This window comes from Phenylobacterium sp., assembly GCF_041691455.1.
In the GTDB taxonomy this organism is placed as follows: domain Bacteria; phylum Pseudomonadota; class Alphaproteobacteria; order Caulobacterales; family Caulobacteraceae; genus Phenylobacterium.
Genome location: NZ_JBEPUO010000020.1, coordinates 1 through 13122, shown reverse-complemented (window position 1 = coordinate 13122; position 13122 = coordinate 1). Strand labels below are relative to the sequence as shown.

Genomic DNA, 13122 nt, shown 5'->3' with positions numbered 1-13122 from the left:
AGGTCGAAGGCGCGGCCGTGAAAGACCAGGGGGACGCCGGTCGTGACGACGCCTATCGCCGATCCCCGGACATCAGCAGCAGGAACTGGAAGAAATTGATGAAGTTGAGAAAGAGGCTGAGCGCGCCGCTATTGGTGGTGACCGACGTCAGCTCTGGATCGCCGGCGCAGGACGCGTAGGCCAGCTTCAGGCGCTGGGTGTCGCGCGCGACGAGGCCGCCGAAGACCAGGACACCGACGGCGTTGGTCACCAGAGCGATCAGGGGGCTGTGAAGAACCAGGTTCAGCACCAAGGCGCCGATCAAGCCGGTCACCCCCATCAGCAGAAAGCCGCCGAAGGCCGTCAGGTCCCGCTTGGCCGTATAGCCGAAGAGGCTGAGCGAGCCGAACGCGAGCGCGGTGACGGTGAAGGCCATGGCGACCGAGACGCCCGTGAAGCTCAAGGTCACCAGGCCCAGGGCACCACCCACCAGAGCCGCGACACTCCAGTAGAGCGCCGCCGTCCGTCCCGCCGTGGGCCGGCGAAACACCGGCGCGACAAACAGCATGGCCAGCAACGGTCCGAAAAGCACCGCCAGGCCGAGCCCGGTGAGCACCGGGGGATGAGCCGGCGCCGCGGTGGCCGCCGCACGCACCAGATGATCGCGCACGCCGGGAACGCCAGAGGTTGCGAAGGCGACCGCCGCCGAGAGGAGAAGGCCTCCGGCCACCTTGTTGTAGATCGACAGCATGTAGGCGCGCAGCCCGGCGTCGGTGATCGCGTCGGCCGCGGCGAGGGCGTCGTGGGGGCGGTAGGTCTTGTCAGCTTCGATCATGACGATCGCTCCTTTCCAATTCCGTCGCCGGCCAGCAGCCATTGTCCGGATCAATCAAATATATCTCGTGTTCCGATATATTCAAGCGGCGGCGGCACGGCGGCGTCTTTGGTGGCCGTTCCAGAGGTCCGGGGCGCGGCGCTGTCATTCGTTGCCGACTTGCCGGGCACCCGGGCCTTCGGCAAGCGAGCCGAGCGGCTTCGGTTCGCCCGGCATGGCGCGCCACCCTGGCGGCGTCCGATCGGCCCCATCGCGGCCGCCCGCCGTGCGATGAAGGAACTTGGCTGAGGCGACGCCATCACCAGCTTGCCCCGGCGCGGCGAGGCCGAACCCGAGCAGCGCGACGACCTTGACCAGTTCGGCGACGATGTAGATCGCGTGAAGATTGGAATTGGTCGGCGGGACGCCGCCAGCCAGGATCACCGCCACCCGGTGATCAAGCACCGGGAAGAGCCAGATCGTCTGGAGGATGACGATGGCGCCCGGGATGGCCAACGCGACGTACCAGCGGCGTGGCGCGCGTGACGCCCAGCCGATCACCAGGAGGAGGACGAGGAGCCCCAGTTCAGCGCGATTGTAGATCGCGAAGGTCTGTCGTCCGACGTCGAGCGCCACCGGGAGTGACAACGACGGCGCCAGGAACTTGGCCGGCGTCGCCAGGAACGCCACGCCGATCGCGATGCCGGCCCAAAGCACCAGACCACCTTGCCGCAGGCGGCTCCATGTCTTCACCGGCCTGGCCAGGTTCGCTTTCACCTCTACGTCTCCTCGTCACCGCCCGTCTCGCGCCGGTAGAATTCGACGTAGAAGCGGACCAATTTCTGCGGCTCAACGGAATGGAGAATGGTCGGCTCGACCACGCCCGGCGCGCCGCTCGGCGTCAGCACGGTGACGGACGGCGGCCGTCGGGGATCCTCAATGCGGTAGGCCAAGGCGCCGTCGACCACATGGATCAAACCCCAGACGCCTTGCTTGGTGGAATGAGCCCGCAACAACCCGGGCGGGACCGTGCTTTCGGTGAACAGGTCGGTCCGTCGGTAGGCATAGGCGTCTGGCGGCAGAGCGGCGCCAGCGGGCGGGTCTGGGACGTCCGTCATGGCGGCAAGCCCGTGGCGGCCGGTGGTCGGGTCAGGTCCGGCAGAACGCCTCGCGCGGCTGCGATGCCCAGTTGGAGGCTGCGGGCGATGATCTCGGATTTCGCCACAAACAGCGCCGCGGCGGCCGGCGGGCAGACCGTCGCCGCGGTTTGCGAAAAGAGGTGCAGCCAGCGGGCGAAGTGCGTGGCGCGCAGCTCCGGGAGGCGGGCGTGCGTCGCCATGGGCGCGCCCTTGAAGCGGCCGGTCATCAGCACCACCGACGACCAGAAGTCGCACATCTTCGCAAGATGGCGGTCCCAATCGTCGCCGATCGCGCGTTTGAAGATCGGGGCCAGCGCCGGGTCCACGCGGATCTTGGCGTAGAAGACGTGCACCAGATCGTGGATCATCTCCTCCGTAACGCCGACGGCATGGCCCGGCGCGAGGTAGGCGCGATCCGACACGGACTCGGCGCTCATAGGCGCGGCTCCACAGGTTGATTCCTAAAGAAGTATCTAGGATATTGCTTCATTGATTGCTAGCACCCACCTCAGGGAAAGCGTCCGCGCTTGCATGGGCGCACCGGCGATGGCGCGGTCCGGCGCCGTCAGGGAGGTTCAGCGTGTTGATCTCGAGCGAACGGACTCCCAATCCCGACGCTATGCGGTTCTCACCGGGCGCGCGGCTCCTTGAGGGCCCTGCGCGGACGTTCCGCCGACAAGATTTCCAGGAGACCGACTCGCCGCTGGGCGCGCGCCTGTTCGCGGTGGAGGGCGTTGGCCAAGCCTACATCGCGGCAGACTTCGTGACGGTCACCCGCGCGCAGGGCGCGGCGTGGGACGCGTTGCGACCACAGGTGATCCTGGCGATCGCCGATCATCTGGCAAGCGGGGCGCCGGCCGTCGCCCTCTGCGCCAAGCCGGAGGCGGCGCGGGCCGGCGTCGACCAGATCGAGTCCGAGATTCGCCAGGTCCTGGCTCGCCACGTTCGGCCCGGCGTGGCGCGGGACGGCGGCGACATCCTCTTTGCGCGGTTCGACAGCGAGAGTGGTGTACTGCACATCCGGATGGAAGGCGCTTGCGGCGGCTGTCCCTCGTCGCGCCTCACGCTCAAGGCCGGCGTCGAAAATATCATGCGCCACTACATTCCCGAGGTGGTGCGCGTGGAGGCGGCGGAGGAAGACGAAGCCCCCAGCGGGCCGACGCCCGCCAGTCTCCCCAAATGGATCGCCAGGCTCGGTGGTCCGGGCCGCGTAGGGGGGCGCCACCGGGTAGCCTTCACCCACGAGCGTCAGGCCTGGACCCGAACGGACGCGGCTCCTTGATCAAGGCGCCTCGACCTTGCCGACCATAATCTACGTCCAGGCCGACGGACGGCGCGACGCGCTTGTCGTCCGCACGGGCCTCACGTTGATGGAGGCCGCGCTGCGCGCCGGCCTTCCTGGGATAGACGCGAAGTGCCGCGGCAACTGCGCTTGCGTGACGTGCCACGTCCACATCGACGCCGCTTGGCGGACGGTGATCCCACCGCTGGGCTTCATGGAGGAGTCCATGCTCGATTTCGCCGACGACGTGGACGCCGACTCCAGACTCGCCTGCCAGGTGCGGATCACCGAGGCTTGCGACGGCATGATCGTGCAGGTGCCGGCCTCACAACACGTCCTCGGCCTATAGGACTCGGCCGGGGGCGGGGCAGCGTCCCGCTGCGGCCGGCTTCCGACACGGCGCCTGGCGGGCGTTGATCTAATCCGAGGCGACAGCCTCCGGGCGCGCGCTCCGCGCCAGGAGTGTGCTGAGTTGATCCCGGTTCGAAACCAGATCGGCCAGGGTGTAGCCGTCGAGCACCTCAAGGAAGGCCGCGCTCGCTTCGTGCAACGCTGCCTTCAGCTTGCAGGCGGGCAGGAGCGCGCACGCCGCCCCGACCGGCTCGAAGCACGGCACCAGGGCCATGTCCGGCTCGGTGGTGCGTACGACGTCGCCCAGGCCGATCTCCTCTGGCCGGCGCGCCAGGCGTAATCCGCCGTTGCGGCCGCGCAAGGTCTCGATGTACCCGGCCCGGCCGAGCTCATAGACCACCTTCATCAGGTGGTTCTTTGAGATCCGGTAGCTGTCCGCGATTTCGGCGATGGTCGGCAGGCGATCCGGGTTGACCGCGATGTACATCAGCGCGCGCAGGGAGAAGTCTGTGTAGACGGTCAGTCGCATGGTCGCGCAATCCTTGGCCCGACCGTCAGCTCGGTCGGGACGCCGCCATCATAGCAGCCGCAGCCGCCTTGAACCGTCGGACTTCCTTGCGGTCGTGATGTCATCAATGTTCCTCGGCGGCGATCACCGGCAGCTCGTTGAACGTGTGGTGCGGCGGGGGCGACGAAAGGGTCCACTCCAGCGTCGTGGCGCCCTCGCCCCAGGGATTGGCCTCGGCCTTGCGGTGGCGGACCGCGGCTTCGACCAGCATGATCAGAAACACCGCAACCCCTGCCAGGGTGATGGCGTAGCCGATCGAGGACACCTTGTTCCAGAAAGCGAAGCCTTCCGGATAGTCCACGTAGCGCCGCGGCATGCCCTGCAGGCCCAGGAAGTGCATCGGGAAGAAGATCACGTTGACGCCGATGAAGGTGATCCAGAAGTGCAGGTCGCCGAGCGCTTCGTTGTATTTCACGCCCCAGATCTTCTCGAACCAATAGTAGAAGCCGGCGAAGATCGCGAACAGCGCACCCAGGCTCAGCACATAGTGGAAGTGGGCCACCACGTAGTAGGTGTCCTGGAAAGAATAGTCGACGCCGGCGTTGGCCAGAACGACGCCAGTGACCCCGCCCACCGTGAAGACGAAGATGAAGCCGATCGCCCAGAGCATCGGCGTCTTGAAGTCGATCGACCCACCCCACATCGTGGCGATCCAGGAGAAGACCTTGATGCCCGTCGGCACGGCGATCACCATCGAGGCGACGGTAAAATAGGCCGACAGGTTAAGCGACATCCCGGTGGTGAACATGTGGTGCGCCCAGACCAGGAAGCCGACGACCCCAATGGCGATCATGGCATATACCATCGCCAGGTAGCCGAAGATCGGCTTACGGGAAAAGGTCGATACTACGTGGCTGACGATCCCGAAGCCGGGCAGCACCATGATGTAGACCTCGGGATGCCCGAAAAACCAGAACAGGTGCTGGTACATCACCGGGTCGCCGCCGCCGGCCGCGTCGAAGAAGTGGGTGCTGAAGTTGCGGTCGGTGAGCAGCATGGTGATCGCTCCGGCCAGGACCGGCAGCGAGAGCAACAGCAGGAAGGCCGTGACCAGCACCGACCAGGCGAACAGCGGCATGCGGTGGAGCGTCATCCCCGGCGCGCGCATGTTGAAGATGGTGGTGATGAAGTTGATGGCGCCCAGGATCGAGCTCGCGCCGGCCAGGTGGATGGCCAGGATCAACAGGTCCGTCGCCGGGCCGGTATGACCGGAGGTCGATAGCGGCGCGTACATGGTCCAGCCGCCGCCGAAGCCGCGGCCCGGTCCGCCATCGGTGAAGAACGACAGACACAGCAGGCTGAACGAGGCGACCAGCAGCCAGAACGAGATATTGTTCATCCGCGGGAAGGCCATGTCCGGCGCGCCGATCATCAGCGGCACGAACCAGTTCCCGAACCCACCCATCAGGGCCGGCATCAGCGTGAAGAAGATCATAACCAGGGCGTGCGCGCTGACGACCGCGTTGTAGCCGTGCTTGGACCCCTCGATCAGCCCGATCTGGGCGGCCCAGGAATGCGGCTGGAAGATCTGGATGCCCGGCTCGGCAAGTTCCCATCGGATCAGGCCGGACAGTGCGCCGCCGATCAGGCCCGCCATAACGGCGAACAGCAGATAGAGCGTCCCGATGTCCTTGTGATTGGTCGAAAACAGCCAGCGCGACCAGAACCCGGAGTGAGAGGCTGATCGATCCGCAAGCGTCGCCACAGCACGGCTCCAAAATTAAGATGCATTCCACATACATCTTTTTTTGGGGCATGAGCAACCTTGTGGGCGGTGGCGGATTGACATCGATGCAGACCCACCCCAAGTCTCTAGGTATCATGCGCAATCGCTCAACATATCAGCGCCAGTTTCCTCACGCGGGCCGCTTCGTCGCAGGAAACTAGCCCCGAACCTAAGTTGGCTTGAGAGTCAGCGGTTCGGGGTTTCCTCATAGCTGTTCAAGACAGCTGTGCAGATGGTCTCGGCGTCGATGGATTCTGAGAAAAATACTTACAAGCTCGCATGATATTCGCGGCCGGGGCGGTCTCGGCTTGTGAAGACGCGTGGTGGCTTGGCATCCAAACCTACATCAGATTTGACCGCCGCCCCGGCCATCGCGCCCCGGCGGGGCGAAAGGGAGCGCGCGACGCCATGCTCAATCAATATCCCGAAAATCCCGCCGTCCGGATGACGCTCGCCGACTACGAGCGGCTTAGCGCCCTGTCGGCGGGGGTCGACACCCTCGGCGGATCGATCCTATCCGACGAGCTGGAGCGCGCCGTCGTCATCGCCGCCGACGACCCTGACCAGGGGTTCGTCCGCCTGCACACGCGCGTCGAGTACGTGGACCTGAACAACGGCCGCACACGGACCCTCGAAATAGTGCCCCCAGACGAGGCCGACATCGACCGACGGCGCGTCTCGGTCCTGTCGCCGGTGGGTGCGGCTCTGATCGGGCTGGCCGCCGGCGAATCCTACGGCTGGACCGGCGAGGATGGCCGCGATCACGTGCTGGTGGTTGTGGCTGTGGAGTCTCGACATGAAGACGCGTGACCGCGAGCCCGTCGACCCGGTGGCGTCCGCGGCCGTGGACGCCCTGATGGCGGCGCGATGGCAGTGCGCCGAACTGCTCGCGCGCAAGTCGTCCGACTCGACGCGCGAGTTGCTGCTCGGCCGCGCCGCTGAACTGGCCTCTTCACCGATCGGGCGCGACCAGATCTTGAGCCGGGCGCTTGAGGCCGCTGCCGCCGACCTTGCAGCGGGCCGGCCTCCCCTGCAGGAGGGCGCCGCGTTCTTCTGCCGGGGGCGCTCTTCCTGTTGCACGGCCAGGCAGATCGTCCGCGAACAGGTCTTTCGACACACGGGCGTGCCGGGCCGGGCGTCCGACGCCGCGGCGGCGGAGCTCGAACGTCGGCACCGCGCCGAGGGCGATGCCGATCACGCGCTCTGCGAACGCTTGGCGGCGGAGGCGCACCTCCACGAGTTGCTTTGGGACGATCCTCGCCTGTCTGCCGACGGCCACACGCGCCTGATCATGCTGTGCGCCGTCCCCAAGGTCATTGAACGCGCGCAGACGCTTGATCCCAGCCACGCACGGTCCCTGCGCCGGCGGGACGCGCCTCGCCGGCTCAGCCAGCGCGCACTGGCCCTGATCCCGTCCCGCGGGATCGTCGCCGCACGCGGCCGGCCACCCGGGCGCTTTCACCGGCCACGCCTTCGATGGCTCTGGGCGCTCGGCCTCATGCTGGTTGGCGCGACGGGCTTGATCCTGATCGACCCTTGACCTTCGCCATCCGCGCGCCTCGCGAAATCCAGTCCGACGCAACAATGGAACCCGCCAGATGTTCAGAAGTGAAGCTAGTCCGCAGGCTCTCGCCGGCCGCTACCCGCCGATTGTCCTGAGCGTCAGCGACCATCGCCGCCTGCAGATCATCGCCCTTGAGACGCTGATGAGCGATCCGCGCAACGCCGGCGCGCTCTTGGACGAGATCGACCGCGCTGACGTCGTCGAGGACGCACTCATCGACGAGCGCGTGGTTCGATTGGGCGATCTGGTGAGCTATCGAGATGGCCTCACGGGAGAACGGCATCTGGCGCAGCTGGTCGATCGCCTGGTCGACATCCCAGGTGCGGCCGCGCTCTCGGTGCGGTCGTCTTCCGGCGCCGCCCTGGTTGGCCTGCGTGTGGGACAGTCGCTCCTATGGGCCGACAGGCTCGGGACAGAGCGAATCTACACGATCCTCAGTATCGACCGCGACCAAGCAACAGGGGAGCCCAAATGATGAAGATCATCGGCCGGAGCTTGGCCGCCCTCACGGTCGGAGCCCTGTTCGGACTCGCCATGTCCACCAACCTGCCGAACCCGCACGCGGTCGCGAGCGGCGCAGCCGCGACCGCATTCATGTACGGCGGATTTGTCTACAGCGCGCGGATTGATCGCCGCGAGGCCATGACGGTTCTCCAGGATGAGGAGCAGACTTAGGTGACCGCCCGCGCCGGCTCAGCGTCGGGGGCCATACTCACGGCGGCGCTCCCTTGGCGGCGCGAATCACACGCCCGGATTGGGGTCGCGCCTATCGATCGCCCGGCCAGCAGGGTGAGATTTGGGGCTGTTCGCAACCTATCCGCAGTCGGCGATTTTATATCGTGTCACGAGATTAGTGTTCTAGACCTTCGTAGGGAGACCGCCTGAGATGGTCGCCAATGCATCGGTTCAAAACCTGCTCGACGAACTGAATAGTTACGTCGACAACCCGCCGCTTCCGGGGTCGGCGGGCCAGCAACGTTTCAACGCCTTAATTGAAGAGTTTGCGCAAATGTCCAGCAAGACCAAGACGGCGGTAAGACCGGTGCAGCCCGGGCTTCGCGAGGCGGTCGGCGTTTTCCACCAGGTGAAGGACCTCCAGGCCGCGATCGACGACCTTCTGAGCTCCGGGTTCGACCGCGCCGAACTCAGCCTGCTGGCCTCCGAGCACGCCGTCGAGGCGAAGCTCGGCGGTATCTCGTTCCGCAATCGCGACCTTGAGGATGACGTCTCGATCCCACGCGGCGTCTACGTCTCCCCGGAGACCGTCAGCGCGGCTGAGGGCGGACTGGTCGGCGGGCTCGCCTACGTGGGCGGCGTGGCCACCGCGGGGATTGTCGCGCTGGCCGGCGGGCCCCTCTCAGCGATCATCCTGGCCGCGGTCCTGGCCGGCGCGGCCGGAGGGCTTCTCGGAACCGGACTGGCAGAAGTGGTCGGCCACCGGCGCGCCGCCTACTTTCAGGAGCAATTGGACCGCGGCGGATTGCTGCTCTGGGTCCGCACCTGGGACAAGGCCCACGAACAGCGGGCCGTCGAAATCCTCGCGCGCCACGCGGGCGGCGACGTGCATGTCCATTCTGTTCCCGAACGGCCAACCGCGTCGCCGAGGGTCGAGATCAAGTGACGTCGAGCGGGGCTCGTCGCGATGACAACCCAATGGGCCCGATCCAAACACTGGAGTGAGACATGGTAACGCGCACATCCGACGCCGAGTGGCGAGGTCCGGTCCCCGGCGGCGAAGGCTTGGTGAGGCTTGGCAGCGGCGCGTTCGAGGGAAACTACTCCTTCGCGTCGCGATTTGAAGACGGCGCGGGGACGAACCCCGAGGAACTACTCGGGGCGGCCCATGCCGCCTGTTTCTCCATGGCCTTGTCGCTGATCCTTGGCGGCGCGGGATTTGCCCCGGACCGGATCCGGACCTCGGCCGTCGTCGAGATCCGCAAATCAGAGGGCGGCTTCGCGATACCGACGATCAAGCTCGTCACTCGCGGCCGCGTGCCGGAGTTGGATGAAGCGACCTTCATCGGTCACGCGGAAACCGCCAAGCGCGAATGTCCGATCTCGAAGGCCCTGGCCGGTGTCGAGATGAGCCTCGACGCAAAACTCGACCCTGTTTGAGCTCTAAGCGGAAGCGTCGCGCCGGTGGGCCGGCGCCATCAGCGGCTCTAGGGATGGAACACCAACTTGGCGACCGTTCCGGGCCCCGGTTCGAAGGATATCTTGCCATGCAGCTGAGACGCCAAGCTTTGCAGGATGCCTTGGCCAAGGCTGCTGGTTTTGGTCTTGCCGAAATTCCTGGGCAAGCCCGGGCCATCGTCTGTGACTGTCACGCTGCAAGCGTTTGGTTCCTCCGCGAGCACAATCGTGATCGCCCCGCCGGCACGGCCCTGAAAGGCGTGCTTTAGGCTGTTCGTCACCAGTTCGGCCACGATCAGCGAAAGCGACATCAGGGCGTCGAGACTGAGGACCACTGGCTGCGCCGTGACTGTCAATCGGACGTCTGGGGTGTCGCTGGCCTCGATGAGGTCCCGGCACAGGGCTTCAAGGTATTGCCCCACGGGTTGATCCACCGACGTGGGGTCATGCAGACGCCGATGGACGCGGGACATCATGTCCAGGCGGGTCTGGGCCGCATCCAGCGCATGAGCGCTGGCGCTGTCGGGCTCAAGCGTCTTTCGCCGTAGTTGGAGCAGAGCGGCCACGAATTGCAGGTTGTTGGCGACGCGGTGCTGCAGCTCCCGGAACAGCGTGTTCGAGTGCTCGCGGGCCTCTGAAAGTTCGCTGATGGCCAGGTTGAGCGAGCGAATGACATAGAGCTCGAGCCCTGCGGTCAGGACGAAGACGATCATGGTGACGATGTGCGCGCTCGCCAGCGTAAAGCTTCCGTAAGGCGGGAAAAACGCCACCCACGCGACGAGCGTGCACATTGCGGCGAAGGCCAATCCTATGCGGATTCCGCCGAAGAGGCCCCCCAGCAAGATCGCCGGCAGGAAGGTCATCGGTCCGATCCCCTCGCTCAGCCCGCCAAGCAACCCGCGGAGCGCAGAGGCCAAGATGAAGAATCCGAGCCCGGCGGCGATTCCCAGTGCTGGACGATCTCTTGGCAGCTTCCGGAAGAGCGACAATCTTGCCATCGCGAAATTCCTCCCGCCTTAAGCACAGGTTCGCCGACCTCCGATCGCAAGGCAATCGTTCTCCCGCCTCTACTTGACTAATTATGGCGCCGCGGTCGCTCTGCACCTCGCGCCCGAACGCGTCCCCGCCTCGCAGTCGACCCAACACGCTGACCCAGCATGCTCCGTGGAAGTGGAATGGCCGCGGAGCTCGCCGGCTCTGAGCCGTGGATCGCCTTGTCTCAATCGCCGAATTTGTCGACGGCCAAGCGCGTCGCGCCGGCGGTTCGAACCCTATTGATAGCCGACGTTCATCACGTAATCGCGGAGCATCTTTTCCTCGTCCTCCGCTTCGGTCAGCAGGATCGGGAGGGCGTCCCGCGCATAAAGAATCCCGATGGGCCTTGCGTCCGCGTCGAGGAGGGGAAGCCGCAACAGGCCGCGGCTTTTGACCACCAACCAGACATCGTGCAGCAGCTCGTTGGCCCGGCACGACAAGACGTCGCGCGTCATGATCGTGTCCACCCGGTCGTTGCACGCCTCGCCGCCACACCGTCTCATCTGCGCGACCAGGTCGGTCTTGGTGACGACGCCAACCATGCGGCCGTCCGGCCCGATCACGACGATCAGCGCAACGTGCGGTTTGGACATCAGCTCGGCCGCCTGCCTCACCGTGGCGCCGGCCTCGATGACGACCAGGCGTTCGCGCGCCCTGTGCAGCATTTTCTCGACGAACATTTCCGTCCCTTCCTTCGACCGGCGCGGTGGCGTCAGATCGGCATGCGATAGCCGTAAAATTCGTGGTCCTCGTTGTAGCCGCCCTGGCCGGCGCCGAGGTCGGCGAAGTCGGCCACGAACTCGATGGCGGCGATCCACTTGACCATCTTAAAGCCCAGTTCGTTCTCGCATCGCAGGCGCAGCGGCGCGCCGTGCAGCATTGAGACCGGCGCGCCGTTCATCTCGTAGGCCAGCAGGGTCAGGTCGTGGCGCATGTTGTGAAGGCTGTGCACGTCGTAGTAGCCGCCGCCGTCCGCGCCTTCGGAAAACGAGTAGAAGACCGCATAGCGAGCCTCGGCGGTGGGCTTCACGATGTCGAGGATGTGACGCATCGGAACGCCGCCCCATTTGGCGACGCCGGACCATCCCTGGATGCAGAAGTGCTCGGTGATCTGCTCCTGCTTCGGCATCGCCTTGAGCTCCGCAAAGGAGAACGCTCGCGGCGCCTCGACCAAGCCGCCGACGCGAAGGCTGTAGTCGGCAAAGCCGCCCGCCAGCAGGGCGTTGAACGCCTCGGAGTTTGGCAGCGTGCCGTTCAGCCAGAAATAGGGCGAGATATCGGCCTCGGTGTACTGGGTGCTTGGATTCCACCATTCGGCCAACCCCTTGAGCCAGCCGACCATGAACTTCCCCGTCCGCTGAACCAGCCGGGCGTGCTTCAGCGTGAATGGCGAGACGACCAGCCAGGCCGCGGTCAGGACCGCCATCGCCAGCAGGAACAGCGGCAAGCCCGACCAGGTGGCGTCGTTGACGCCGGCGAACATGTGGTTGGTGTTCTGCCGCAGGCCGGTGATGAACACCATGACGCCATGGGTCACGATGAAGCCCACGAACCAGAAGAACGAGAGGAAATGGACTGAGCGCATGGCTTGCCGGTTGAGCAATCTACCCACCCACCCGGCCTTGTTGGCGATCGCCGGGCTCTGCATCAGGCCGGTGATGATCGAAACCGGCGCGGCGATGAACACGGTGACGAAATAGCTGAGCTGCTGCAGGCCGTTGTAGCGCGTCCAGCTGTCCTCCACCGGGAAGTTCAGCGAGGCATACTGGAGCGCCGTCGATAGCGCGGCGGGGAACACCCCCCAGGTGAGCGGCACAAGCCTGCGCCATTGATCGGTGGCGAACAGCAGGACGTAGAAGGCCGCGCCGTTGATGACCCAAAGAAGGTTGACCGAGAAATGCCACCACCGGGAGAGGCCAAGGGTGTGGCGAAGGCCGGGGATTCCCAGCCACTTGGGCAGGGTGACGGAATCGTCCTTGGAGGTCCAAACCCGCCCCGGCGGCACCGGGACCTGGAAACGAAACCAATCCGTTCCGGGCGTGCAGTCCCGCGGCCAGTAAAGCCGTGGGTGGTCGGCGAGAATCTGAATGCCCGCCCGCATGATGAACAGCATGAAGACCATGTTCAGGAAGTGCTGGAGCTGCAACCACCAGGGGAAGCCGGAATCGATCGACGGCGCGCCCTGGGCGATGCCGGGGTTGTGCAGGATGAAGGCCTTGACGCTCGGCATCTCACGAAGTGCCTGCGCGATGGCGATCAGCACGACCAAGCCCGCGGCGCCGATCGGAATGGCCCACAGGGTGCTGATCCAGCGCCGGCCGATACGTATCCTCGGCGCGATCCCTTGCTGGGGCGGCAGCCAATGGTTCAATCGCACGCGGTCGTCAGCGTCGCTGAGCGCCGCTCGGAGCGGTTCAGGCGGGCCGGGCGCAGCCATTGGCCGGCGATCTTGCGTCATGGAGCGCCCCTAGAGGCCTGCATCAGTCGCTCAGCTTGGTGAGCGCCGAGCCCTTGTGCATGGCGACGTGCTC

At 65.7% G+C, this 13122-nt stretch carries 17 protein-coding genes; 8 read left to right on the top strand and 9 right to left on the bottom strand.

Features of this window, described 5'->3' with window-relative positions:
• Positions 1-52: 52 nt before the first annotated feature.
• From ACESMY_RS17900 to ACESMY_RS17885, 4 genes are all read right to left on the bottom strand, one after another.
• A complete protein-coding gene (locus ACESMY_RS17900; RefSeq protein ID WP_372785976.1) occupies positions 53-814 on the bottom strand; it encodes a Bax inhibitor-1/YccA family protein in 762 nt (253 codons plus the stop codon).
• Positions 815-958: 144 nt separating this feature from the next.
• Positions 959-1570 carry a hypothetical protein gene (locus ACESMY_RS17895; protein WP_372785975.1) on the bottom strand — a complete coding sequence of 204 codons (612 nt, stop codon included), beginning with the start codon at positions 1568-1570 and terminating at the stop codon, positions 959-961.
• Between the two features lie 2 nt (positions 1571-1572).
• The gene (locus ACESMY_RS17890) at positions 1573-1911 is read right to left on the bottom strand and encodes a DUF1971 domain-containing protein (RefSeq protein ID WP_372785974.1); all 339 of its coding nucleotides are present in this window, start codon (positions 1909-1911) and stop codon (positions 1573-1575) included.
• Entirely contained in the window at positions 1908-2369 is a 462-nt protein-coding gene (locus ACESMY_RS17885; protein WP_372785973.1) for a group III truncated hemoglobin, read from the bottom strand. The genes ACESMY_RS17890 and ACESMY_RS17885 overlap by 4 nt, the downstream gene beginning before the upstream one ends.
• A gap of 143 nt (positions 2370-2512) precedes the next feature.
• Between ACESMY_RS17885 and ACESMY_RS17880 the strand changes: the two genes are divergently transcribed.
• Both ACESMY_RS17880 and ACESMY_RS17875 read left to right on the top strand, forming a co-directional pair.
• Positions 2513-3214 carry a NifU family protein gene (locus ACESMY_RS17880; RefSeq protein WP_372785972.1) on the top strand — a complete coding sequence of 234 codons (702 nt, stop codon included), beginning with the start codon at positions 2513-2515 and terminating at the stop codon, positions 3212-3214.
• 16 nt (positions 3215-3230) lie between these two features.
• Positions 3231-3563 (top strand): 2Fe-2S iron-sulfur cluster-binding protein, encoded by a 333-nt coding sequence (locus tag ACESMY_RS17875; RefSeq protein ID WP_372785971.1) that lies wholly within the window; start codon positions 3231-3233, stop codon positions 3561-3563.
• A 69-nt stretch (positions 3564-3632) separates the two neighbouring features.
• Here ACESMY_RS17875 and ACESMY_RS17870 read toward each other — a convergent pair whose 3' ends face one another.
• Positions 3633-4094, bottom strand: coding sequence for an Rrf2 family transcriptional regulator (locus tag ACESMY_RS17870; RefSeq protein ID WP_372785970.1), 462 nt, complete (start codon positions 4092-4094; stop codon positions 3633-3635).
• 103 nt (positions 4095-4197) lie between these two features.
• Entirely contained in the window at positions 4198-5838 is a 1641-nt protein-coding gene (gene ctaD, locus ACESMY_RS17865; protein WP_372785969.1) for a cytochrome c oxidase subunit I, read from the bottom strand.
• A 429-nt stretch (positions 5839-6267) separates the two neighbouring features.
• Between ctaD and ACESMY_RS17860 the strand changes: the two genes are divergently transcribed.
• The 6 genes from ACESMY_RS17860 to ACESMY_RS17835 all read left to right on the top strand — a co-directional run bounded on the left by ACESMY_RS17860 (position 6268) and on the right by ACESMY_RS17835 (position 9538).
• Positions 6268-6669, top strand: coding sequence for a GreA/GreB family elongation factor (locus ACESMY_RS17860; protein WP_372785968.1), 402 nt, complete (start codon positions 6268-6270; stop codon positions 6667-6669).
• Complete coding sequence (locus ACESMY_RS17855; protein ID WP_372785967.1) at positions 6656-7399, top strand: hypothetical protein; 744 nt, start codon at positions 6656-6658, stop codon at positions 7397-7399. Before ACESMY_RS17860 ends, ACESMY_RS17855 begins: the two co-directional genes overlap by 14 nt.
• 58 nt (positions 7400-7457) lie before the next feature.
• Entirely contained in the window at positions 7458-7898 is a 441-nt protein-coding gene (locus ACESMY_RS17850) for a hypothetical protein (protein ID WP_372785966.1), read from the top strand.
• A complete protein-coding gene (locus ACESMY_RS17845; protein ID WP_372785965.1) occupies positions 7895-8098 on the top strand; it encodes a hypothetical protein in 204 nt (67 codons plus the stop codon). The genes ACESMY_RS17850 and ACESMY_RS17845 overlap by 4 nt, the downstream gene beginning before the upstream one ends.
• 211 nt (positions 8099-8309) lie before the next feature.
• Positions 8310-9044 carry a hypothetical protein gene (locus ACESMY_RS17840; protein ID WP_372785964.1) on the top strand — a complete coding sequence of 245 codons (735 nt, stop codon included), beginning with the start codon at positions 8310-8312 and terminating at the stop codon, positions 9042-9044.
• A gap of 62 nt (positions 9045-9106) precedes the next feature.
• Positions 9107-9538, top strand: a complete 432-nt coding sequence (locus ACESMY_RS17835; protein ID WP_372785963.1) for an OsmC family protein — start codon at positions 9107-9109, stop codon at positions 9536-9538.
• 47 nt (positions 9539-9585) lie between these two features.
• Here the strand turns inward: ACESMY_RS17835 and ACESMY_RS17830 are convergent, their stop codons facing one another.
• From ACESMY_RS17830 to ACESMY_RS17820, 3 genes are all read right to left on the bottom strand, one after another.
• The gene (locus ACESMY_RS17830; protein ID WP_372785962.1) at positions 9586-10554 is read right to left on the bottom strand and encodes a sensor histidine kinase; all 969 of its coding nucleotides are present in this window, start codon (positions 10552-10554) and stop codon (positions 9586-9588) included.
• A 273-nt stretch (positions 10555-10827) separates the two neighbouring features.
• Positions 10828-11271: a cyclic nucleotide-binding/CBS domain-containing protein gene (locus ACESMY_RS17825; RefSeq protein WP_372785961.1), complete on the bottom strand. Its 444-nt coding sequence runs from the start codon at positions 11269-11271 to the stop codon at positions 10828-10830.
• A 32-nt stretch (positions 11272-11303) separates the two neighbouring features.
• The gene (locus tag ACESMY_RS17820) at positions 11304-13049 is read right to left on the bottom strand and encodes a molybdopterin-dependent oxidoreductase (RefSeq protein WP_372785960.1); all 1746 of its coding nucleotides are present in this window, start codon (positions 13047-13049) and stop codon (positions 11304-11306) included.
• Between the last annotated feature and the right edge of the window lie 73 nt (positions 13050-13122).

What these genes read in the sequence shown, in the direction of transcription:
- ACESMY_RS17885 (WP_372785973.1), bottom strand. Translation starts at nt 2,369, where the DNA reads ATGAGCGCCGAGTCCGTGTCGGATCGCGCCTACCTCGCGCCGGGCCAT.
- ACESMY_RS17855 (WP_372785967.1), top strand. Translation starts at nt 6,656, where the DNA reads ATGAAGACGCGTGACCGCGAGCCCGTCGACCCGGTGGCGTCCGCGGCC.
- ACESMY_RS17825 (WP_372785961.1), bottom strand. Translation starts at nt 11,271, where the DNA reads ATGTTCGTCGAGAAAATGCTGCACAGGGCGCGCGAACGCCTGGTCGTC.
- ACESMY_RS17850 (WP_372785966.1), top strand. Translation starts at nt 7,458, where the DNA reads ATGTTCAGAAGTGAAGCTAGTCCGCAGGCTCTCGCCGGCCGCTACCCG.
- ACESMY_RS17840 (WP_372785964.1), top strand. Translation starts at nt 8,310, where the DNA reads ATGGTCGCCAATGCATCGGTTCAAAACCTGCTCGACGAACTGAATAGT.
- ACESMY_RS17870 (WP_372785970.1), bottom strand. Translation starts at nt 4,094, where the DNA reads ATGCGACTGACCGTCTACACAGACTTCTCCCTGCGCGCGCTGATGTAC.
- ACESMY_RS17820 (WP_372785960.1), bottom strand. Translation starts at nt 13,049, where the DNA reads ATGACGCAAGATCGCCGGCCAATGGCTGCGCCCGGCCCGCCTGAACCG.
- ACESMY_RS17890 (WP_372785974.1), bottom strand. Translation starts at nt 1,911, where the DNA reads ATGACGGACGTCCCAGACCCGCCCGCTGGCGCCGCTCTGCCGCCAGAC.
- ACESMY_RS17860 (WP_372785968.1), top strand. Translation starts at nt 6,268, where the DNA reads ATGCTCAATCAATATCCCGAAAATCCCGCCGTCCGGATGACGCTCGCC.
- ACESMY_RS17845 (WP_372785965.1), top strand. Translation starts at nt 7,895, where the DNA reads ATGATGAAGATCATCGGCCGGAGCTTGGCCGCCCTCACGGTCGGAGCC.
- ACESMY_RS17900 (WP_372785976.1), bottom strand. Translation starts at nt 814, where the DNA reads ATGATCGAAGCTGACAAGACCTACCGCCCCCACGACGCCCTCGCCGCG.
- ACESMY_RS17830 (WP_372785962.1), bottom strand. Translation starts at nt 10,554, where the DNA reads ATGGCAAGATTGTCGCTCTTCCGGAAGCTGCCAAGAGATCGTCCAGCA.
- ACESMY_RS17835 (WP_372785963.1), top strand. Translation starts at nt 9,107, where the DNA reads ATGGTAACGCGCACATCCGACGCCGAGTGGCGAGGTCCGGTCCCCGGC.